The sequence below is a fragment of the Granulicella tundricola MP5ACTX9 genome (genome assembly GCF_000178975.2).
In the GTDB taxonomy this organism is placed as follows: domain Bacteria; phylum Acidobacteriota; class Terriglobia; order Terriglobales; family Acidobacteriaceae; genus Edaphobacter; species Edaphobacter tundricola.
Map to the genome: position 1 here is coordinate 140,239 of NC_015057.1, position 19,954 is coordinate 160,192.

At 60.5% G+C, this 19,954-nt stretch carries 18 protein-coding genes; 12 read left to right on the forward strand and 6 right to left on the reverse strand.

Annotated features, from left to right (window positions below; translation table 11 throughout):
• The first annotated feature begins 171 nt into the window (after window positions 1-171).
• Together ACIX9_RS19315 and ACIX9_RS26055 are read left to right on the forward strand one after the other, a co-directional pair.
• Window positions 172-3,474, forward strand: coding sequence for a TonB-dependent receptor (locus ACIX9_RS19315; RefSeq protein ID WP_013572776.1), 3,303 nt, complete (start codon window positions 172-174; stop codon window positions 3,472-3,474).
• A 15-nt stretch (window positions 3,475-3,489) separates the two neighbouring features.
• Entirely contained in the window at window positions 3,490-3,645 is a 156-nt protein-coding gene (locus ACIX9_RS26055) for a hypothetical protein (protein ID WP_157478142.1), read from the forward strand.
• Here ACIX9_RS26055 and ACIX9_RS19320 read toward each other — a convergent pair.
• Window positions 3,630-5,069: a zinc-binding metallopeptidase family protein gene (locus ACIX9_RS19320; RefSeq protein WP_157478144.1), complete on the reverse strand. Its 1,440-nt coding sequence runs from the start codon at window positions 5,067-5,069 to the stop codon at window positions 3,630-3,632. The two genes, ACIX9_RS26055 and ACIX9_RS19320, sit on opposite strands and share 16 nt — an antisense overlap.
• Before the next feature lie 215 nt (window positions 5,070-5,284).
• On the opposite strand from ACIX9_RS19320, the gene ACIX9_RS19325 reads away from it, so the two are divergent.
• From ACIX9_RS19325 to ACIX9_RS26060, 3 genes are all read left to right on the forward strand, one after another.
• Entirely contained in the window at window positions 5,285-5,632 is a 348-nt protein-coding gene (locus ACIX9_RS19325) for a hypothetical protein (protein WP_041597986.1), read from the forward strand.
• 14 nt (window positions 5,633-5,646) lie between these two features.
• Complete coding sequence (locus tag ACIX9_RS19330) at window positions 5,647-5,892, forward strand: hypothetical protein (protein WP_013572779.1); 246 nt, start codon at window positions 5,647-5,649, stop codon at window positions 5,890-5,892.
• 604 nt (window positions 5,893-6,496) lie between these two features.
• A complete protein-coding gene (locus tag ACIX9_RS26060) occupies window positions 6,497-7,723 on the forward strand; it encodes a carboxypeptidase-like regulatory domain-containing protein (RefSeq protein ID WP_157478146.1) in 1,227 nt (408 codons plus the stop codon).
• A 75-nt stretch (window positions 7,724-7,798) separates the two neighbouring features.
• Here ACIX9_RS26060 and ACIX9_RS27470 read toward each other — a convergent pair whose 3' ends face one another.
• On the reverse strand, window positions 7,799-7,924 hold the full coding sequence (locus tag ACIX9_RS27470; protein ID WP_269744710.1) for a hypothetical protein: 126 nt from the start codon (window positions 7,922-7,924) through the stop codon (window positions 7,799-7,801).
• A gap of 123 nt (window positions 7,925-8,047) precedes the next feature.
• Here ACIX9_RS27470 and ACIX9_RS26560 point away from each other — a divergent pair, with 123 nt between their 5' ends.
• Genes ACIX9_RS26560 through ACIX9_RS27790 form a run of 3 tightly spaced genes read left to right on the forward strand, consistent with a single transcriptional unit; the run spans window position 8,048 to window position 10,423 of the window.
• Entirely contained in the window at window positions 8,048-8,656 is a 609-nt protein-coding gene (locus tag ACIX9_RS26560) for a hypothetical protein (RefSeq protein ID WP_013572780.1), read from the forward strand.
• Between the two features lie 55 nt (window positions 8,657-8,711).
• Window positions 8,712-10,220 (forward strand): DsbA family protein, encoded by a 1,509-nt coding sequence (locus tag ACIX9_RS19350; RefSeq protein ID WP_041597989.1) that lies wholly within the window; start codon window positions 8,712-8,714, stop codon window positions 10,218-10,220.
• Complete coding sequence (locus ACIX9_RS27790; RefSeq protein WP_408609735.1) at window positions 10,157-10,423, forward strand: DsbA family protein; 267 nt, start codon at window positions 10,157-10,159, stop codon at window positions 10,421-10,423. The genes ACIX9_RS19350 and ACIX9_RS27790 overlap by 64 nt, the downstream gene beginning before the upstream one ends.
• 371 nt (window positions 10,424-10,794) lie before the next feature.
• Here the strand turns inward: ACIX9_RS27790 and ACIX9_RS19355 are convergent, their stop codons facing one another.
• Window positions 10,795-11,610, reverse strand: coding sequence for a tetratricopeptide repeat protein (locus tag ACIX9_RS19355; RefSeq protein ID WP_041597990.1), 816 nt, complete (start codon window positions 11,608-11,610; stop codon window positions 10,795-10,797).
• Between the two features lie 158 nt (window positions 11,611-11,768).
• Window positions 11,769-12,170, reverse strand: coding sequence for a hypothetical protein (locus ACIX9_RS24135; protein WP_157478150.1), 402 nt, complete (start codon window positions 12,168-12,170; stop codon window positions 11,769-11,771).
• 15 nt (window positions 12,171-12,185) lie between these two features.
• On the opposite strand from ACIX9_RS24135, the gene ACIX9_RS26065 reads away from it, so the two are divergent.
• Window positions 12,186-12,473, forward strand: a complete 288-nt coding sequence (locus ACIX9_RS26065) for a hypothetical protein (RefSeq protein ID WP_198152236.1) — start codon at window positions 12,186-12,188, stop codon at window positions 12,471-12,473.
• Window positions 12,474-12,528: 55 nt separating this feature from the next.
• On the opposite strand, the gene ACIX9_RS24145 is transcribed toward ACIX9_RS26065, so the two are convergent.
• Entirely contained in the window at window positions 12,529-12,906 is a 378-nt protein-coding gene (locus ACIX9_RS24145) for a multiheme c-type cytochrome (protein WP_049789446.1), read from the reverse strand.
• 338 nt (window positions 12,907-13,244) lie between these two features.
• On the opposite strand from ACIX9_RS24145, the gene ACIX9_RS19365 reads away from it, so the two are divergent.
• The 3 genes from ACIX9_RS19365 to ACIX9_RS19375 are packed head-to-tail and all read left to right on the forward strand — an operon-like array spanning window position 13,245 to window position 18,096.
• Window positions 13,245-16,592 carry a CHAT domain-containing tetratricopeptide repeat protein gene (locus ACIX9_RS19365; RefSeq protein WP_013572782.1) on the forward strand — a complete coding sequence of 1,116 codons (3,348 nt, stop codon included), beginning with the start codon at window positions 13,245-13,247 and terminating at the stop codon, window positions 16,590-16,592.
• Entirely contained in the window at window positions 16,593-17,261 is a 669-nt protein-coding gene (locus tag ACIX9_RS19370; RefSeq protein ID WP_013572783.1) for an RNA polymerase sigma factor, read from the forward strand. It abuts the gene before it with no gap.
• A 40-nt stretch (window positions 17,262-17,301) separates the two neighbouring features.
• Window positions 17,302-18,096, forward strand: coding sequence for a hypothetical protein (locus ACIX9_RS19375; protein WP_013572784.1), 795 nt, complete (start codon window positions 17,302-17,304; stop codon window positions 18,094-18,096).
• Window positions 18,097-18,140: 44 nt separating this feature from the next.
• Here ACIX9_RS19375 and ACIX9_RS19380 read toward each other — a convergent pair whose 3' ends face one another.
• Window positions 18,141-19,802 (reverse strand): glycoside hydrolase family 43 protein, encoded by a 1,662-nt coding sequence (locus tag ACIX9_RS19380; protein ID WP_013572785.1) that lies wholly within the window; start codon window positions 19,800-19,802, stop codon window positions 18,141-18,143.
• Window positions 19,803-19,954: the final 152 nt, after the last annotated feature.

The window sequence follows — 19,954 nt, forward strand, 5'->3', positions numbered from 1 at the left end:
CCCATGGGCTAAAATACTGAGAACACATACACATCTGCCACTCAAGTTCATCAACGCCTTATAAGCGCTGACACTTTTCTGTATCTAAAGCCAACGGAACACGTTTGCAATAGCTACGCCAAAATGTCCTTTATTGGGCTTGCCGATTGATCGAGCAACGATAGGAGCTTCATGATCCGTATCAAGCGTCATCAACTATGCGCTTTAGGCACACTGGCCTTTGCCGCTGCAGCGTCTGGGCAGAATACGACCCAAGGTGCAATCTCAGGTACGGTCTTTGACCCGAGCGAAGCCGCCATACCAAATGCGACGGTCCGTATTCACAATGACGGAACCAACGCCGACCTCACCTTGACCACCAACGACAGCGGCTTCTTCAAGGCCCCCGCGCTCGCGCCCGGGACCTATACCGTCACGGTGGAGGCCACGGGCTTTGGCACTCTACGGACCAATCAGGTGACTGTGGAGGTGAACCTCGTCACTGAGGTCAGCCCGCACCTGCAGACGGGCTCCGCTGGCGGACAGACGGTTGAAGTTACCGCGGACGCGCCGGTCTTGAAGTTTGATTCGCCGGCTTACGGCGGGCAGTTGACGAACGCTGAGATCGAGAATATTCCGATCAACAATCGTCGTTGGTCGTCGCTCTCCTTGCTGACGCCAGGCGTAACGAACGATGCACAGGGCTTCGGTTTGATCTCATTCCGAGCAATTCAGCCCCAGTTGAACAACGTGCAGATCGACGGCGCGGACGATAACCAGGTCTTCTACGGTGAAGAGCGTGGCCGTACGCGTGCCGGCTACTCCACGTCCCAGGTGGCCATTCGCGAGTTCCAGATCAATACCGGCGTCTACTCGGCCGAGTTTGGCCGCGCAGTCGGCGGCGTCATCAACTCGGTCACCAAGAGCGGCACGAACCAGTTCCATGGTGAGCTCTACTTCTACCACCGCGATCAGCAATGGAGCGCCTCCAACCAGTTCACGACCACCATCGCCTACGACCCGGTTGCCGGCACGGCCAGCAAGATCTTCTTCAAGCCGAAGGACAAGCGCAACCAGTGGGGCTTCGGTCTTGGCGGACCCATCATCAAGGACAAGCTCTTCTTCTTCTACGCGTATGACCAGTTCCAGCGCGTCTTCCCCGGAACCGGTTCTGCTGCTTCCGCTTCGTTCTATACCGCCCTCACGCCAGCGCAGTCCGCAACCCTTGCCACGAGTATTCAGAACGGCACCGGCAAACCCACCACGGCCGCACAGGCCTCTACCGCTTATAACAACCTGATTGCCGCTGCCAACACCGACCTCGGCACCACGCCGCGCATCGGCTTCCAGATCATCAACACCCCCAAGCTCGACTACACGATCAACAGCAAGAACACGGTCAGCCTTCTCTATCACCGGCTGCGTTGGGATTCACCGGGCGGCGTGCAGACCCAGTCCAACGTGTTCTACGGCAAGGAAGGCTTCGCCAAGGACTTCGTCAAGCTGGACTATACGGTCGCCAAGCTGGACTCCGTCATCACCCCACGAATCACCAACGAGATCCGTTACCAGTACGGACGTGAGTTGAACGACGAGAGCGCGCTGCCCAACGGCAGCTTCGTCAATCAGTACATGACCGCAAACGGCAATACCCCGCAGGTCAACCTGAACAACGGTTCCCAGGGCTTCATCGCCGGCCAGCCGTACTATGCCTTCCGGCCTGCATTGCCGGATGAACGCAAATGGCAGATCGGCGATACCGCGTTGGCCCAGTTCGGCCCGCACGCCGTGAAGTTTGGCACGGATATCGTTCATAACTACGATCTTCAGAACACGCTCGGTTTCTCCGGCTTTTCCCCCAACGGAACCTATAACTACACCTCGGTCCTGGCCTTTGCGCAGGATGCCTTGAGCGGCGATGGCGGCGGTTGCGGAACCACCCCGGCAGCCGGAGTCGCATACGCCCCGGTTGGTTGCTATAGCTACTTCCACCAGACGGTCGGCGGCACCACCTTCGATATGTCCACGGTGGACTACGGCTTCTTCGTCCAGGATGACTGGAAGGTTTCGCCCCGCCTCACGGTCAACGTCGGTGCGCGGTACGACTATGAGTCGATCCCCGGACAGCAGGCCAACCTGGTGGTCGCGAGCTTCGCTCCAAGCGCCAACACCATCAGCGACAAGAACAACATCTCCCCGCGCGTAGGTTTCGCCTATGATCCGTTTGGTCTGGGCAAGACCGTGATCCGTGGCGGTTTCGGGATGTATTACGGTCGCATTCCGAACGTAAACATACTCGGAGCGCGCTTCGCTTCAGGCGCCGCGGCAGGCCAGTTGAGCTACAACATCCCGGCGCCTACCGCTGCCGGTGCTCCCTTGCTTCCCACCCTGCCTGCCAACTTCACCGGGCAGACGCCGGACATCCAGTACATCGACAAGCACCTTCAGAATCCCTACACAGAGCAGTTCGATCTGGCTGTTCAGCAGAATCTTGGATGGGACACCATCTTCTCGCTGAGCTATCTCGGTGCATTGGGCCGCGAGTTGCCAAACAGCTTGAACCTGAACGTCGACCCCGCAAACGCTTATACGGTGAACTACACCGTTCTTGCCGGAACAACCGGAACCTGCGGCCCCCTGGCCTGCGGATCCGTAGTGCCGGTCAAGGTCTATGGCCAGCGTCGCGCCGGATCGAGTGCCAGCGTCAACCTGAACCCGGCTTATGGAGCTGTCTACGCGGGCCTCAGCAACGTCAATGCAAACTATCACGCGGCAACTGTAGGTATGACAAAGCGCGCGAACAAGTTCATGAGCTTTGACGTGAACTACACCTGGTCTCACGCGCTCGATTACAACCAGACCTCCGTTACCGGCTTCAGCAGCAACAACTTCTTCGATCCCTACGGCAATGCTCGCGCCAACTACGGCAACTCCTACCTGAACGTGCGGCATCGTGCCGTAGGCTGGGCCATCTTCAACCTGCCCGGTACCAAGGGTCATCACTATGTCGATGCGGCCACCAACGGCTGGTCCATCAAGCCGGCGTTGCAGGTGCAGTCCGGATTGCCTTACAGCGCATCGGTCAATACAGCAAATGCTCCGGCGCAATGCACTGCGAACGGCTGCCTCCAGGCTACGAATGGCGGCTTGTCCGGTCTCGGAGTAACTTATGTGCCGGCCATCGGCCGTAACACCTATACCTATCCTCGTGACCTCGTCATTGACGTCCGCATCCAGAAGGACTTCAAACTGACGGAGCGCTTCAATCTCCAGTTCATCGGCGAAGCGTTCAACGTTGCGAACTATCAGAACGTCACCAGCCTGGTCACGACCGCGTACAACGTGACCTCGACCACAAACGCAACCACCGGATCCGGAACTCTGACCTACCAGCCGCACACTGCGACTGGTGGCTTCGGTTATGTGAACTCCGTCAACAGCAACTTCGCCTACAGCCCTCGCAACATCCAGGCTGGCGCTCGGTTGTTCTTCTAACACCGCTCGAACAGCGTGATCTTCGGTCTGCACGCCGGCAAAAACCGGCGTGCGGTCTGCGAGAACGACACTCTCCAGCCGGACCTGGCAGCTGTCGCTTTATTGTCATCGGACCTTTCCATGTCGATCCTCTCCGTCGCACGCCGCAAACGCGCCTACTCCATCGTGTAAAACGCCTTCATGAACCGGTAGTAGGACCAGAGATCCACCTTCGACGACATCTCATAAGTCGAGTGCATCGACAGCAGCGGTATCCCGATATCCAGCACCTCCATATTCCGCCGCGACAGGAACCCACCGATCGTCCCTCCGCCCCCCACATCCACCTTCGGCGTCTGCGTCTGCCACGCGATATGGTTCTCATCCAGCACCCTTAGCACTCGAGCCTCAAACTCCGAGTTTGGGTCGAACCCTGCACCATACTTCTTCACCGTTACCCCATACCCCAGCACGGCGGAGTTTGAGTTCTCCGAATTCCCCGGAAAGATCGGGTTCACCCCGTCGTTGCAGTCCGCCGATAGCACCGCCGCATTCCGCATCGCTGTCCGCACTCCCAGCGCTGTCGCCGGCTTACCCTGCGCATCCAGCAGCGTCGTAAACGCCATATCCAGAAAGTCCGAGCCCGCCCCCGTATTGTTCACCGAACCCGTCTCTTCAAAGTTCGTCACATAAGCCATCGCCGTCTTCTTCGGCGTTCCCTTCACATCCAGCAGCGCACGCACGCTCGTGTAGGCGGAAAGCTTATCGTCCTGCCCCCATGATCCCGTCAGCCCCCCATCGATCCCCACATCAGCCGGCTGCGTCGCAGGCACAAGCTCAAGCTCGGAGGACACGAGGTCCTCATCATGAATCTTGTACCTGGCCCGCAGCGCCGTCATCACCTCCGCCGCCACGGTCGACTTCTCCCCCGGAATACTCCCAATCACCGGATTCATCTCCTCCCCGCCAAATACTGTCGTATAAGTCCGCGACCGCAACTGGCTATCCGAGTGCGGTGCCGCATCCGCAATCACAAACACCGGCTCGCCCGCCCCAAACCCGATACTCACCTCGATATGCCGTCCATCCACCGTATCGATATGCCCCACCAGTGCCATCGGTAGGTTCGCCCACTGATACCGTTTGATCCCGCCATACGGCATCGTCTTCAGCAGCGCCATCGATCCCGGCGCATCGATCACCGGCCGTGACTTCAAATTGATATGCGGCGAGTCCTCATGCGACCCCACCATCCGTGACCCACTCTCGATCGGATCAGTCCCCACCACAACAAACAAGGCCGCACGCCCGCGGTTTTTGATGATCAGCCGAGCGCCCGGCTTCACCTGCGCCGCGGAGATGTATTCCGCGAACCCCGCTCCGCGTGCCAGTCGCTCCAGCTCCGCCTCGCTCAACATCGCGGACTTAGCATGGCGCAGATAGTCCTTATAAGGCTCGGCGAACTGCATCACCTCACCCTTCTGCCCCGCGGTCAAAGTCAGCCAAGCCGACTTCGCCGCCACCTCACCCGCACCCTCTCCCGGCTGCTGCGCCACACACACCGAAGCCGCCATCAGCCCCATCACCGCCACCCTGCCAAATCGTTGGAATGCCATTCCTGCACCATACATCAACAGAATTCGCTGAAGCTCCAAAAAAGTTCGAGATGTTTTTCTCCTGCCAGCCACCTTCGTTATAAGGGCAGGTCTGGATTGAATCCTAAGCGTGGAATATCCACGTCAGCCTCCGGACTTCGCTCTGTAGAAAGGCGCAGACCTGGACACTGACCCCTTCATCAACTCCGCCAACGTCCCATCCGTCGCCCACGTCTTTGACGACGGCAAAGCTCCCATCTCGCTCGGTGCAGGCTCCTGACCCTCACCAGCTCCTACGGCAACTCAGCGCCACCTGGCAGAAGGTTCGCATCCCCGCAGGCAAGACAGTCGAGCTCATGCACTTCGTCTCGCAGGAGGTTCTGCGCTCGGCCGGCATCGCCGCCGCGCAGCGCCTCATCCAGCTCCCGCCGGAAGCTCTCGCCGGTCTCACCACCACGGATGCCACGGCCATCCAGAACTTCAGCGTCCCCCAGAACCTCACCAGCGCCCTCGCCGCGCTGCTGTCCTCACCGGCCAGATCACCGGCGGCGCAATCGCCGGAGACGGCGTCACCCCGGTTGTAGGCGCAACCGTCAGCATGCAAAGCTCGGACCCAATCTTCGCCCGCACCTACGTCGCCATCGCGGACTACACAGGGAGCTACCAGTTCAACAGCAGGCTGGACGGACAATCGGACGCCGTCGCCATCCCGCTTGAGCCCTTCACCCTCTCGGCCACTCATCCCGTCACCAAGGTCGTCTCCCCCACCGTCAACGGCACCCTCAGCGCCTCCACCCCCAGCGCCGTTCAGCCCGTCGTCTTCTCCAACACCGGCCAGATCTAAGGCACCGTCCGCCTGAACGCAACCACCGTCGTTACAAATGGAACCATCCTCTTCTCCAGCCCCTCGCTGACCACATCCTTCACCATCCCCTGCAGGCGGACGGCACCTATCTCGTCACCAGCCTGCCCCTCGGCACTTACTCCGCCATCGCCACCATCACCGGCATCCTCCTCACCGGTCTCGCCACACCATCAGTCAACGTCGGAGCCACCACCCAACAGGACATCCTCATCGGAGCCTCCGGAGCCATCCAGGGAACCGTGCGCGGCTCTGACTCGGCTCACACCCCGCTGCCGGGAATCACGGTTTACCTCCACATGGGCACGCAGACCGTCTCCACCCTCAGCAACAGCAGCGGCCTCTACACAACACTGCAAGTCACCACCTCCACCGGGGTCCAGACCTTCACCGCCACCACCAACACCAGCGGCTCCGCCACCTTCTCCAACGTCCCCATCGGCCAGCTCAGCGCAGAAGTCGATGGAGCAAACGGCTACACTGGCTCGGCCGTCGCCGCCCTCGCCTCATCCGGCCAAACCGTCACCCTCTCCGTAACCCTCACCCAGAGCGGCACCGTCACCGGAACCTCACCGGCCACATCTACTTGCCCGACGGCACCACCCCCGCCGCCCAGGCCACCCTCATCCTCTACCAGATCGGCGCCTATCAACCCACCGCCACCATCAAGTCCCTCGCCGATGGCTCCTACCAATTCCCCACCGTCCCCCTCGGCAACTACGTCCTCAACGTCTACGACTCCGCCAACATCTTCCGCAACTACGCCCTCTTCACCATCGCCACCTCCGGCCAGACCCTCACCCAGGACGTCATCCACATCGGCCTCGGTACCGTCAAGGGCACCGTCTCCAACCCCGACGGCACCGCCGCCGCCAACATCGCCGTCAACCTCGTCCCATCCGGACGCCTCACCGCCGCCCTCGGCGTCAACGCTGACGCCAGCGGCAACTACACCATCGCCAACGTTCCAGCCGAGTCCTTCCAGGTCACCGCCCAGAACCTCAGCCAGGGTCTCTCCGGCACCGTAGCCGGCGCAGTCACGAAAGACGGCGACATCGAAACCGTCAACATCCCCCTCAGCTCCAACATCGTCGCCCTCGGCCAGACCCTCACCGACTTCAACAACTTCCCTTACGACATCCAGAAGGACGGCTCCATCCTCAGCGGTGCCCAGGGCCTCAAGCCCCTCTCGAACGTCGGCATCTACCCCCCCTACACCAACGCCTTCCGCCTCTCGCTCTTCCAGAGCGGCACCACCCTCAACTTCACCGGCGCGACCACCGGCACCACCTCCCTCGCTGGCCGCCAGATCGCCATCGCCCAACCCGGCCTCGCCGACCTCAACCTCACCCGCAAGATCTACGTCCCATCCGACGGCTACTTCGCCCGTTACCTCGAACTCCTCACCAACCCCACCTCCAGTCCCATCACTGTCGACGTCCAGGTCAGCGGTGGCATTCAGCAGGCCTTCTCCTTACAACCTCACCGTCGTCCCCTCCAGAGGCAACCAGACCCTCTCCGCCGCCGACCAGACCCTCGTCACCGACGACGCCCCCGCCACCCTCCCCTGGCCCTACACAGAACCCTCCCTCGGCGAAGCCTTCCAGGGCGCCGCCCCCGCCAAGCCCATCGACGTCGCCACCTACACCCAGCCCAACTCCACCAACGGCCTCTACTACCCCGTCCTCACCTACCGCTGGAACTCCATCACCATCCCCGCCGGAGGCGAAGTAGCCTTCCTCCACTTCGCCACCCAACAAACCTCGCAGGGCCAGGCCTCCGCCCGTCGCCCGCCTGGACAAGCTCCCCCTGAAGGCCTCGCCGGCCTCCAGTTAGACGAGCTCGCCCCCATCCAGAACTTCGTCACCGGCACCATCACCGCGACCCTTTACTCCGGCTGCGCCGTCACCGCCACCATGCCGCTCGCCAACAACGGCGACACCGCGGCCTTCAAACTCACGCTTGACCCTACGATCTGCACGTCGGGCGGAGGGGGTGGCACACCCAGTGCCACCCCACAACCTCATCAGCAATCCACCATCGCCCCCTCCACTCCTAGCGTCCACGCCGCCAACGTCGATCGCAAGCGTACCCCGCCCTCACCCGCAACCCTCTCACTGCTGACAAGGCTCCTGCCATGATCCACCTCTGCCTCGCCTGTCCTCTCCTCACACTCCAAATCCTCTGCAGCCCCGCGCTTCACGCTCAGAAGCAGGCCGTAACCCCGCACGCCATCCTCCAGCAGAAGACCCCGCTCCCCGCCTTTACCCTCTGGACCGCCGAAGGCGCAACCGTGGACAACACCCACGTCAACCCCGGCGGTTACTGGCTCCTGCTCTACCGCGACCTCGACTCCACCGCCGCCGACCAGGCACTCCAGCTCCTCGAATCCCTCACCACACCCTCAACCCTCGTAGGCCCCAACGGCGCACTACCACCCCTCCCGCTCGACCCCGCCAGGCTCATCATCCTCGTCACGCACGCCACCGGAGCCCAACTCAGCCAGCTCCAGCTCGCGCATTCAGCTCTCGCCACCGCCATCTGGATGCGAGACCAGAACAGCTCCGCAGCCGCAGCCCTCAATATCGCAGGTTTCCCCCAGCTTCTTGGCCTCCATGAGAACGCTCGCCGCTGGCAGCTCGCCGGCAGCCTGGAGCAACCCACCACCCGCGCCGCCATCCTCTCCTGGATCAACAACAACGCTCTCCCCAAAACAAGCTCACCCTCCTCAAGCTCAAGCCCATAATCCCCCTCGTCAAACCCCAGGCCCCCACCACCGCCTCAACACCAGGAGCCTCCCATTGAGCCTCTTCAAATTCGTCACCACCGCCCTCCTGGCCTCGGCCCCCTTCGCAGCTGCCCAGACCTCCTTCGGCAACCCCGCCGCACCCGTCTCCATCGTCGCCTTCGTCGACCTCGAGTGCCCCTTCTCCGCCGAAACCCTCCCCCACCTCGAGGCCTACGCCCAGGCCCACCCAGATCAGGTCCGCCTCCAGCTCCGCCAGTTCCCCCTCGAGCAGCACGTTGAGTCCCGGCTTGCCCATGAAGCCGCCCTCGCCGCCGGAGCCCAGGGCAAGTATCTCGAAATGGTCGATCTCATCCAGGCCAACCAGCGCACCATGACCCGAGACCAGTACCTCCACTACGCGGAAGCCCTCCACCTCGATCTCCCCCGCTTCACCCACGACCTCGACACCCACCGCTTCCTCCCCCAGGTCATCGACGAGGTCAACGAAGGCAACGCCCTCGGCGTCACCTCCACCCCCACCCTCTACATCAACGGCAAACAAACCACCGGTGCCCAGACCCTCGTCGAACTCAGCTCCCTCATCCAGCAAGCCGACTACATCCACAAAGCCGACGCCCCGCCCACCGTTGCAACCGAAGACTCCGCCGCCATCGTCTCGCCCGACCTCTGGAAGCAGATGCTCACAGACGCAACCCAGGCACTAGGCCCTTCGGACGCCCCCATAACGGTCGTCGAGTTCACCGACTTCCAATGCCCCGTCTGCCGCCGCTCTGTCCAGCCCCTGCATGACTTCATCGCCGCAAGCGGAGGCAAGATCCGCTGGATCTACCGCAGCTTCCCCCTCGACATCCACGAAAACTCCCAGATCGCCGCGGAAGCCGACCTCGCCGCAGGTGCCCAGGGTAAGTTCTGGCCCATGCACGACCTCCTCTTCGCCCAGCAGGACACCATCGACCGCGCCAACCTCGACAGCTTCGCCCGCCAGATCGGCCTCGATCTCCCACGCTTTCAGGCCGACCTCACCTCCGGCCGCTTCCGCGCCTCCATCGCCACAGACCGCGTCCTCGGCAACAAGGCCGGCGTAGACGGCACCCCCGCCTTCTTCATCAACTGCCACTTCCTCTCCGGAGCCCGCTCCCTGCCGGAGTTCCAGCAAGCCGTAGCCCTCGCCACCCAGCAACCCGGCACCACCACACCCGCAACCCAGCTAGCCGCCGCCCCACCCCCACCCGACCACCTCATCGCCGGAACCTTCAACGCCCCCAACACCATCCTCTGGTTCTCGGACGTGGAAGCCTCAGCCGCACCAGCCATCGGCAGGATCATCCAGCAGCTCATCGCCCAGCAAGGCCCTCGAAAAGAGACCCAACTCCGCGTAATCCTCAAAAGCTACGCCCTCCCCGATCACCCCGCCGCAGCCCTCACCCACCGCGCCTCCTGGCCGCCGCCGATCAGCAAAAGTTCTGGCCTTTCTACTACCTCCTCGCAGGCAAAACCCTGCCCCCTGACCCGGCCGCCGCTCAGGCCATCATTCAAGCCGCCGCCACCCAGGCCGACCTGAATCCAGAAGCCTTCCACCGAGCCCTGGCCGACCCCACCCTCACCTCAGACATAGAATCTGACCACCTCGAAGGCGCCCGCCGCGGCATCCGCGGCGTCCCCGCCCTCTCCCTCAACGAAAAGCGCGTAGACGGCATCCAGTCCCTCGACCTCTACCAGAAATACCTTGCCCAGGAGCAGGCTAACCTGCAGATTTCAAACTAGTTCCAACAAACTTTCGCAAAAACACCAGCAAAATCGTTTGTCAAGCCCCCGTCCACCCAAAAAATCGCTCAACCCATTCCCTTACTACAACTTAGCTCAAGAAAATAGTTGGGGTATTCACCCCCCGCACCTTGATAAAATAGAAGCATACCCAAAAACTGACACGTCAAAGCTGACACCTCACAACCCTTAGCTGAAAACTGGAAGAGAACCCGAACCACCACATACACACCCAAAGCCCCAACCGCTTACCCACCAATATCGTCATTCTGGCGAAGCCAGAACCTCCGTATTGGCATTGCCGTTGCCCAATTTTACTAACCACTAAACTATAAGTCCAGACCTAACCACAATCGAATGAAGACTTTGGATCAAACAGGGGGGAGGGGGTACCCTCCTCGATGTTGAATCCAAACCATACTAGGCGGATTCTGAGTATTCAGAATCTGCTTAGTCTCAGCGTTCAACCCATCCTCATCCCCGTGGATATGACCAGGCGTCACCTCCCGAGCCACATCCAGATTCGCCCGCCAGTACCCCAGCACCCGCCACAACGCCGCAGGATCATCCTTCGTCTGCGCCGTCTGGCGAGCCTCCTCGGCAGCCAGGCCTTTCTCACCCAGCGCCGTGTACATCCCGGACAGCCACTTATGCGCGACCACGTCGTCCGGGTCCACCGCCAGAGCCGCCTCGAACTCCAACCTGGCTTCCGGATATCTGCGGTTTAGCAGATAGATCCACCCCAGGTCATCATCCACCTGCCCAAACCGGGGGTACGCCCTAGCCACCGGCACCAAAGCCGCAAGAGCCTTCGCGTACTGGTACTGCCACCGGTAGCAGAGGCCCACGTAATATCGAGCTCGCATATTCTCCGGCGCGATCGCATCCGCAGCCGCAAACAGCTTCAGCGCCTCGGCATACCGACCCTGCGTGTACAGCACAATACCCTCGTTGATACAGCCATCCGCCAGCTTGGGATACTCGACAGCCGTGCGCCGGAAAGCAGCCGCAGCCGCCGTGAACTCCTGCTTATCCAGCAGCGCAATCCCGTAGGCAGTCCACCGCACAAACGGCGTCACGGAGGAAGCCGCCGGAGGCGTCGTCTCACCCACATTCATCACCACGCTGTCCTCAGCCATCGTGACGGTCGGATACCGGTCCTCATGCCTCGGCCCATCGTCGAACACTCAGTCCATGAACTCCCGCCGGAACCTGCGGTACTGGACTGCCCCATGCACGGTTACGCTCTTCACCCCCACCGGCACGGTGAACCGGTACCGCTCCAGATTCCGCCCGCCCCGGCCGCGCCGTACTGTCGTACGCCCGAGCCTGCACCTTCCACACCTCATGCCGGTTCAGCCGCTCCCCACTCTCCGAGAGGATCTGGTTGGTATACCGGTAAGCCTCCCCGCTCAGCCGGTGATCCACCTCCCACCCCCCCACTCTCATAAATCAACTTTCCGCGCTCATCCCGAGCCTCAAAGTGTACCCAGCACTCATAGAAGTCCCTCTGCTCCGGCACCAAACTATGCCCGATCCCCGTATTCTGCACCACCCCCGAAACCGTAACCTTCTCCCCACCCCGCACCACACCCCCCTCCAGTGGCCCTCCCACCCCAAACATATCCACCCGCAAAGCCTTGTTCCTGAGAAACTTCACCACCTCAGCCGACTGCTCCTCAAACCCATAAGCCACCGGGACAACCGTATTCGCCCCCAACCACCGGTGTGAAGCCCCCGGCGGCATGTGGCAACTCTGACAATGCTCTCGACATTCTTCGGAAAGAAAGCCATCGGACTCTGCATCGACCAGCCCGACTGCTGCCACTCGTCATACGTCGTAAACGCCCGCAACCACTTGTACCCGTTCAGCGATTGCGGCAGGTTGGCCTTATGGCAGCTCCCACAGGACTCCGGCGTCTGCAGCACACCCCGCATCACCGCCGCCTTGTGCCTCTCCGGATGGGCCAGGATAGCCGCATTGGACGGCAGCCCCGCCACCGGCCGCCCCTCCTCATCCACCATCACCGCCGGCCGCCCCAGCACATAGCTCCCCAACCCCCGGGTCGACGTCACCCCCTGAACCGCATGAAAACTCATGCAGGTCACACCTTCTTCGTCAAAGCTTCGATCCACGTTGGACCATTCGTAAGCGCGCCGCTGAACAGCGTGACCGGGTTGTGGCACCCCTCGCAGTGCCGAGAAAACTCAACACCCTTCTGATCGATCAGCAGTTGAACGTTCTTCTTGTACCAGACCGTCCGGAACGAGTTCGCGTGGGCCGACTCACGCCATTGCTTATAGATAGCCTTATGGCACTCCCCACACCAAGCCGCCGTCGGAACCTCGGCGGGACTTAGAAAGCCGGAAAAGGCCGCCCTCGCCTCACTTGGCAGAAACGGGCTGCTTCCGAACGGCAGCAGATAACGCGAAACATGATCAGAGACATTGGACGAGGCGAGCGCCGCACATTTCGACGCCATCTGCCCGTGAGCCCGGTTCACAACCAGTGAACACGATAGTAGGCAAAACAATACAAGACACAGATAACGCCGGCTGTGAGGGATGCCGGTAAGGTATGGCTTTATACAAACGTCTCTGAAGAACCACGCCGGCTGATACAAGGAAGAGCACCTCTGAATTAGGTGACTCGAAACCTGTTTTCATCATGTTTAAAAGCCTCCGTCACCTCGCTTTTCAAACTTATCTCTACGTGGAGGACTCCGAGATCTCCCCAAGAGGTGGTAAATTACGAAAACACCCACGCTGTCCATGATTCTTTCCACGGCAATCGACCGTTGCACTTCACTTCCGGGTTCGAATGAGCAAAGTTTCGGGCGCAGTTGATCCTCTGTCCTCGCTTTCGACGCTTCAAGCAGCGTTGATTGGTGCTCGTCTGCTTTTGCTCGTAGGGTTAGCCTCCTGGTCGTGCTCCGCCTCAGCAGCTCAGCAACAGTCCACTGCAACTCAGCCCCCCCAAGACGTAACGATCCTGTCCCCCGGCTCCGTTCAAGCAATTCACCTTGCAGTCGGCGAAGCCCGGACATACAAAATCATTCTGTCTCCACAACAATCGCTGCGGCTCGTTCTCACGCAAGGCGAGCACTTCCAGAAGCTCATCCTCCATGGCCCGCGCATCACGGGCTCCACCCGAACCAACGACTCCGGATCGGGAGCTTCAATCCCCTCCACGCTCACCAACGCCTCACCCGCAGGTAGCCCCGCCAGCGAATATACCTTGGCGATTCAGTCGTACCACTCCAATGAATCGTCCGAAGGTTCCCTCGATCTCAGTCCAGCCTCCTTCTCTCTTCCCGAGGCGCAACAACGCGCCACCGCGGAAGATCTCTTCTACGACGCGGAATACCTGCGGCGCAGCGCGAATGCAAAACAATGGCCGCACGCGAATGATGAGTTTCAACAATCCTTGAATCTGATCCAGCCACTGAAGGATCAGTACTTCACCCTGGCAATTCTGACCGAGCAATCCCGTCTCCTGCTCTTCCGTTTGAACGACTACGTGGGAGCCCAGCGCGTCGCAGCTCAGGCAGCCGCCGTCGCAGCTCAGTTGGATACAAACTCCTCGTCCGCGCTCTACAGTGACCGGTCAATCCTGACCCTCAAAGCCTTGTGCCTGAAGACCCTCGGTTCGGCTGACTACTATCTCTCCGACTACCCATCCGCGATCCTGCACTCCAATCAATCTCTCGCAATCTACCAGCAACTCAATGACCTGTACTGGGAGGGCATCCTTCGCGGCAACCTCGCCTACGTTTATTTTGAAAGCGGCGATACTCCCGCAGCCCTTGAAACTGCAGCACGCGCATCGGCCATCGCCGACCAGGTTCACGACGAGTATGGCCGGGTCTACACACTGGAAGCCCTTGGCTCCATCCATTTAGCCCGTGATGAATTCGATCAGGCCTACGACAGTTATCAGCAAGCGCTGACGCTCACTCGAAAGACCCCTTACCCCGCAATCGAAGCTCTCATATGGCGAGGCTTGGGAAGGTTCTACCAGGAGGTTGGCAAAGCCGATCTCGCAGAGGACGCGTACCAGCAGGCTGTCACCTCGGCCAAGAAGGCAAGCGATACCGCGGCGCTGCTTGAAATCACGTCAGAGCTTGCTGCGTTGGAGCGCTCACAGGGAAAACTCAAAGCAGCTCATACGGCTTATGACAGCGGCATCGCGCTCTCCGGCTCCTCAAAGCTTTCGCGCGAAGCCGTACTTCTCCAGAGTGGCTTGGCCTTGACCCTGGCTGCGGAAAAGAAGCCACGCGAGGGCATTCAGCAAGCCGGACAAGCCGCCGCCTTGGCTCAATCGATCGGTTATGTTGAAGGCGAAGCGAACGCCACACGGGACCTTGCGCAGTTGTATCTGGGCTTGAAAGACCTCAAATCCGCGCGTGCGGACTATAGCCATGCAGCCCAGTTGTATGAAGGTATTCAGGATCGCGTACAGACCGCGCACGCTCTGGCCCAACTTGCCCGCATTGACGTGGCATCGGATCTTCAGCTCGCTCAGACGGAGGAGGATCATGCACTAGACCTCATTGAAAGCACGCGTGTGCTTGTTCCAGGCCGGGAGCTTCGCACATCCTACTTCGCCGATCAACAAGGCGTCTATGCCTTCGGCATCGAACTCATGATTCGCCTCAACCGGGCCTACCCCAACAGGCACTACGTCGACCGCGCATTTCAGATTGCGGAGATGGCGAGAGCCCGCAGTTTGCTCGATCAAAGCAGCTTCTTCGCGGAGGCCGCTAACTTCTCCACTACGACTCCCTCTCCCGAGACAGCCTCCTGCGAGCTGCATCTCGCAGCAGCCTACCAACGGCTGCACGACCTGAATGTGAGCGACGAAAACGCAAACTATCGGATCACCCGCACGCAGAACGAAATTCAGGGACAGCTCGCAATTTGTGACGGCCTTGCAGGCACCGCTCAAAGTGCCAAGCGGCAACCCGAAACCAGCCTTGCAACCCTCGATTCACTGCAACATTCTCTTTCCACTCAACACGCCTCTCTGATCGAGTATTGGCTGGGCGACGCCGAAAGCTGCCTCTGGTACATCACTGCCCACGGTGTCAAAATGCTCCCGCTTCCACCGCGCCGCCGTTTGGAAGCACAAGTCCAGAGCCTGACTGACTCTATCCTTGCAAGGCAATCGCCTATTCCGGGAGAAGATCTCGCCGCCCGCACTATCCGCCTTGAGCAATCCGATCGACGCGCTGGAGACCTTCTTCTTCAAATGGGCAAACTTCTTCTAGGCCCGGCCTCCGGCCATCCCGCAGGCGTTCTCTATATAGTGCCAGATGGCGCTCTCGCCTCGCTGCCTTTCGCCGCGCTAACCCCGCAGTTCAAAGAGACTCCAATCCTCCTACAGGGCGAAGTCATTGAAGAGCCTTCGTCTTCTGTCCTCCTGCATCTCCTTGACATCCATGCAAATTCCGGAGGCCACCCATCGTCTCCTTATGCTGCCATCGCTATCTTCGCAGACCCCGTTTATGCAGCCGATGATGAACGTTTGCCACATCAGCCCGCTCATCTGTCCCAGACCGCGCTCCGCTCCGCGTTTGTCCTTCCTGAGCTCGCACGTCTGCCCGCATCCCGCGCGGAGGCAGACTCGATCGCGTCTCTCGCCTCCGGTAGCAGCGTTGAAACGCATATCGGCTTCGATGCCTCATCCCACGCCATCCTGAGCACGGATTGGAGCCGCTATCAGGTCATGCATCTTGCCCTCCACGCTCTCATCGGGCAGTCACCGGCCTTCACCGGCATCGCCTTCAGCATGTTTGGCAGATCCGGTCGCACCCAAAACGGGATGCTCTGGCTCAATCAGATCTACCGCCTCAAGGGCGCGCCGGGCATGGTCTTCCTCAGCGCCTGCAGTACCGCAGCTGGAAAGGAAATTCCAGGAGAAGGCATCGACAGTCTTGCCAACGCCTTCCTCTCCCATGGCTCTCAAAGCGTCATCGCCTCTCTCTGGAGCGTTGAGGATCAGGCCTCGAGCCAGCTTGTGCGAGACTTCTACTACAACCTGCTCACGTTACATCTGCCCCCGGGCGCTTCCTTGCGCCGCGCGCAACTCTCATTTGTCCATTCCACTCAGCACCGCTCGCCGCTTTATTGGGCCGCGTTTCAACTTGAAGGTCTCCCGGGAAACTGAATGTCCCCTGATAAATCTTCTGCCTTAGGAGCCGAGCAAGCCCAGCCCAAAGCTCCGCCTATCGCCAGGCGGGTCTGGAGCCTTGATCGGGCGGCGCTGGCATCGCTCCTGCTTGTGCTTGATGGAGATCCAGACCAGGCTGCCGTGGCCTACGAGGCGCTTCGCCAGAGACTCATCCGTTTTTTTCATCTCCATCAGGTCAGCGATACTGACGGCTTCACGGATATCTGCCTCGATCGTCTGGCAAGGCGCATCCACCAGGGTTTAGTAGTAGAAAGTCCGCTGAGCTACGCAGTCGGCATCGCTCGCATGCTCTTAAGAGAAGAGCGGACCGCACAGCGCCGTAGGGAGACCATGATTGAGGATTTCTCCCGTCTTGGCCCGGGTCACCTGACAGAGGAGGTCATGATCCAGGGGATCAGCCTCCCTAACCTCGAGCAATACCTTGAACACTGTCTTCAACATCTGGCTCCCGTTCAGAGAAAACAGATCCTGCTCTATTACAGCGCCACCGCCCGGGAAGGCATCGACATTCGTCAGCAGATGGCCGCGGAAAGTGATCTGTCCCTCAACACTTTCCGCAATCGAATGCTGCGCCTCCGTAAGCTCCTGGAAGATTGCTTGCGAAAACGCATCGCCGCCCAGGACCTGAAGCGCCCACCCTTGTGATGCTTAGGCGAATTTTGCCACATACTTCAGAAAGGCTTTAATGATTGTTCCCACCAATCCCGAAGAACGGATAGACCTGGTACTCGATTACCTGCTCGACGAACTCCCCCAGTCGCAAATCGAAGCCATGGACAATGCACTTTTTGAAAGCGAAGATCTGGCCTCCGTCTTTGCCGAATATAAAGTTGACCTGATCGACGCCTACGCCGACGGCCGTCTCTCGCCGACGCAGCACCAACGCTTCGAGCGCATGCTCCTCATCGATCTAAACCTGCGCGCGCTCACACCTTTCGCGCACGCCCTAAGCTCCATGCGAGCCCATGCAGCAGAAGCCCCGCATCAGCGCCCAAAGAGCCAGGCCCGAAGCAAGCTCGCTTACGGCGCCGCCGCGCTGATCGCAATCGCTGCAACCCTGATTGCAGTCATCTTCACTCATCGTCCGCATCCGGTTCCCGCCTCCAACCCACAGCCCCCAACCGTGATCGCAGCGAACAACCCTCCTCGTCAGGGCTCTATCTATCCCGTCATCCTCTCTCCGGCTATCCTCCGGGGGCATGCTGATTCCGATGTCCATATACCTGCCTCGGCTGACCAGGTGAGACTGCAGATTCTCCTGCCGGCTGAAAGCGACAAGCTTCAATACACTGCCTCGCTCCGGGGGAAAAGCCATTCCTTCCAGAGCACGTTTTACAACCTGCGGCCCATTCAAGCAGGAGTGGAGAGGTACATCGAAGTCACTATACCTTCGGGCGATCTTCAACCGGGCGCATACGAGTTAAGCGTCTCCGATCAGAGCGGACTGCCGGTCCACAAGTATCCCTTGAAGATCACCTAGGCGAAGAAGGAGTAAGGGGGACGCGGCTCAGCTTGAGCCAATTGTTATCGGCTAAAGCGAAACCAGTCGAAGTCTGCGTACCCGAGCTCGCCGGTGGTTGCTGGGCTGGTGGCGAAGAGGCCGATGCGTGCGCCCACCCAGCGGCCGGGGGTGGCATGGAATGGGGTACCGATGGATTGGAAGGCCGAGCCGTCCGTGCTGAAGCTATAGCTGACGGTGGCTTCCGGCTTGTCCGCGTCGCGCTCCACCCGGGCTCGAAGGTAAAGGGTGGTGGAGGTGACGGGGACAGCTTGAGATTCGGTCTGCTTGCCATCATGCTCGGCATCCTGACGCTCCACTTGGCGGACTTCAAGGTGGTCTCCGGTATTTCTGACGGCGATGTAGGCGTAGCTCTGGCCAAGCACAACGAGCCCGGTCTCTTCCCCCGCAAAGCGCGAGGTGAAGGTAAGTTTGGTGGTGACGGTGAAGTCCGGCGCGGGAAACTTCTGGAGGAGGAGATTGGGAAGGTTCCAGAGGTTGGGGGAGGATTGGGGCTCGTTGATGAGCCGGAGCGCACCCATAGATTTTGAGGGGAAGGCGAAGTCCGACTGGGGATTGGCCTCCCACTGCCATTGAGGGCCGAGGTGCGGCTCGTTGAACTCGTCCGAGTCCGGGAGGGTGGCGATGGGCTGCGAGGGGACGTTGGGCTTGCGGAAGGTTGCGACGGGCTCGCCAGTTCCCTCTTTGGAGATGTTCTGGCCGATGACGGGCCAGTCGTTGGCCCAGTGCATGGGCTCGAGATAGAGGACGCGGCCGTAGGGGCCCTGGTCACGGAAGTGCAGGAACCAGTCTTCTCCGGTGGGGGTGTCGACCCATGCTCCCTGGTGGGGGCCGTTGATGGAGGTCTTGCCCTGGGCGAGGACGACGCGGCGCTCGTATGGACCGTAGATGTCTTTGGAACGGAGGACGACGTGGTAGCCGGGGACTACGCCTCCTGCAGGCGCGGAGATGTAGTAGTAACCGTGGCGCTTGTAGATCTTGGGGCCTTCGAGGGTCTGGTCGTGGAGGTGACCGTCTACGATGATGGAGCCGGAGTCCAACAAGGCAGTTCCGTCCGGGGCCATGCGGCTAAGGACGACGATGTTCTTGATGCCGCCGCGGCTGCCGGCAAGGGCGTTGACGAGGTAGGCGTTGCCGTCGTCGTCCCAGAGGGGGCAGGGATCGATCCAGCCGGGGGCGGCTTTGATAAGTAGCGGAGCGGACCAGGGGCCCTGGATGGATTTGGCCTGGGTCATATAGATGCCAAGGTCTGGGTCGGGGTAGAAGATGAAAAATTTGCCGTCGTGGAAGCGGATGGCAGGGGCCCAGACTCCTTTGCCGTGTTGTGGCTTGCTGTATAGCTCGTCCGGCGGCTGAACGGGGAGAGCGTGGGCGGCGAAGTGCCAGTTGACGAGGTCTTTGGATGTAAGGATGGGGAGGCCGGGGATCTGGTTGAAGCTGGAGGCAACGAGGTAGAAGGTGTCGCCGACACGGATGACGTCAGGGTCTGAGTAGTCTGCGAAGAGGACCGGATTCTTGTAGGTTCCGTTGCCTTGATCTGCGGACCAGACGGCGGAGACGCCACCGGTGGGCGAAGCGGCCTGGGCCGCGGCCGGGATTAGGGACGAGAGGACAAGGCTCAGAAGGATCAGGGCTTGGCGGATAGGTTGGGGAGTCATCTTGTCCATGTTAGGCGAAAGCCGTGAGCGCCTTCGATTTCTGGCCCTTTTCGGTTCTCATGATCCGCTCATGAAAATCGTCCAGACAGCCGATTGAAGCTTGGGATTCCACTGCGACCCGGGTTACTGAAGGTCAGTTAGCTTGCACATTGCTTCAGGTT

Excerpts from the sequence above, each read along its gene's own strand:
- ACIX9_RS19315 (WP_013572776.1), top strand. The coding sequence starts at position 172 with ATGATCCGTATCAAGCGTCATCAACTATGCGCTTTAGGCACACTGGCC.
- ACIX9_RS19320 (WP_157478144.1), bottom strand. The coding sequence starts at position 5,069 with ATGGCATTCCAACGATTTGGCAGGGTGGCGGTGATGGGGCTGATGGCG.
- ACIX9_RS19330 (WP_013572779.1), top strand. The coding sequence starts at position 5,647 with ATGCAAAGCTCGGACCCAATCTTCGCCCGCACCTACGTCGCCATCGCG.
- ACIX9_RS26560 (WP_013572780.1), top strand. The coding sequence starts at position 8,048 with ATGATCCACCTCTGCCTCGCCTGTCCTCTCCTCACACTCCAAATCCTC.
- ACIX9_RS24135 (WP_157478150.1), bottom strand. The coding sequence starts at position 12,170 with ATGCCGCCGGGGGCTTCACACCGGTGGTTGGGGGCGAATACGGTTGTC.
- ACIX9_RS26065 (WP_198152236.1), top strand. The coding sequence starts at position 12,186 with ATGCTCTCGACATTCTTCGGAAAGAAAGCCATCGGACTCTGCATCGAC.
- ACIX9_RS24145 (WP_049789446.1), bottom strand. The coding sequence starts at position 12,906 with ATGGCGTCGAAATGTGCGGCGCTCGCCTCGTCCAATGTCTCTGATCAT.
- ACIX9_RS19365 (WP_013572782.1), top strand. The coding sequence starts at position 13,245 with ATGAGCAAAGTTTCGGGCGCAGTTGATCCTCTGTCCTCGCTTTCGACG.
- ACIX9_RS19370 (WP_013572783.1), top strand. The coding sequence starts at position 16,593 with ATGTCCCCTGATAAATCTTCTGCCTTAGGAGCCGAGCAAGCCCAGCCC.
- ACIX9_RS19375 (WP_013572784.1), top strand. The coding sequence starts at position 17,302 with ATGATTGTTCCCACCAATCCCGAAGAACGGATAGACCTGGTACTCGAT.
- ACIX9_RS19380 (WP_013572785.1), bottom strand. The coding sequence starts at position 19,802 with ATGGACAAGATGACTCCCCAACCTATCCGCCAAGCCCTGATCCTTCTG.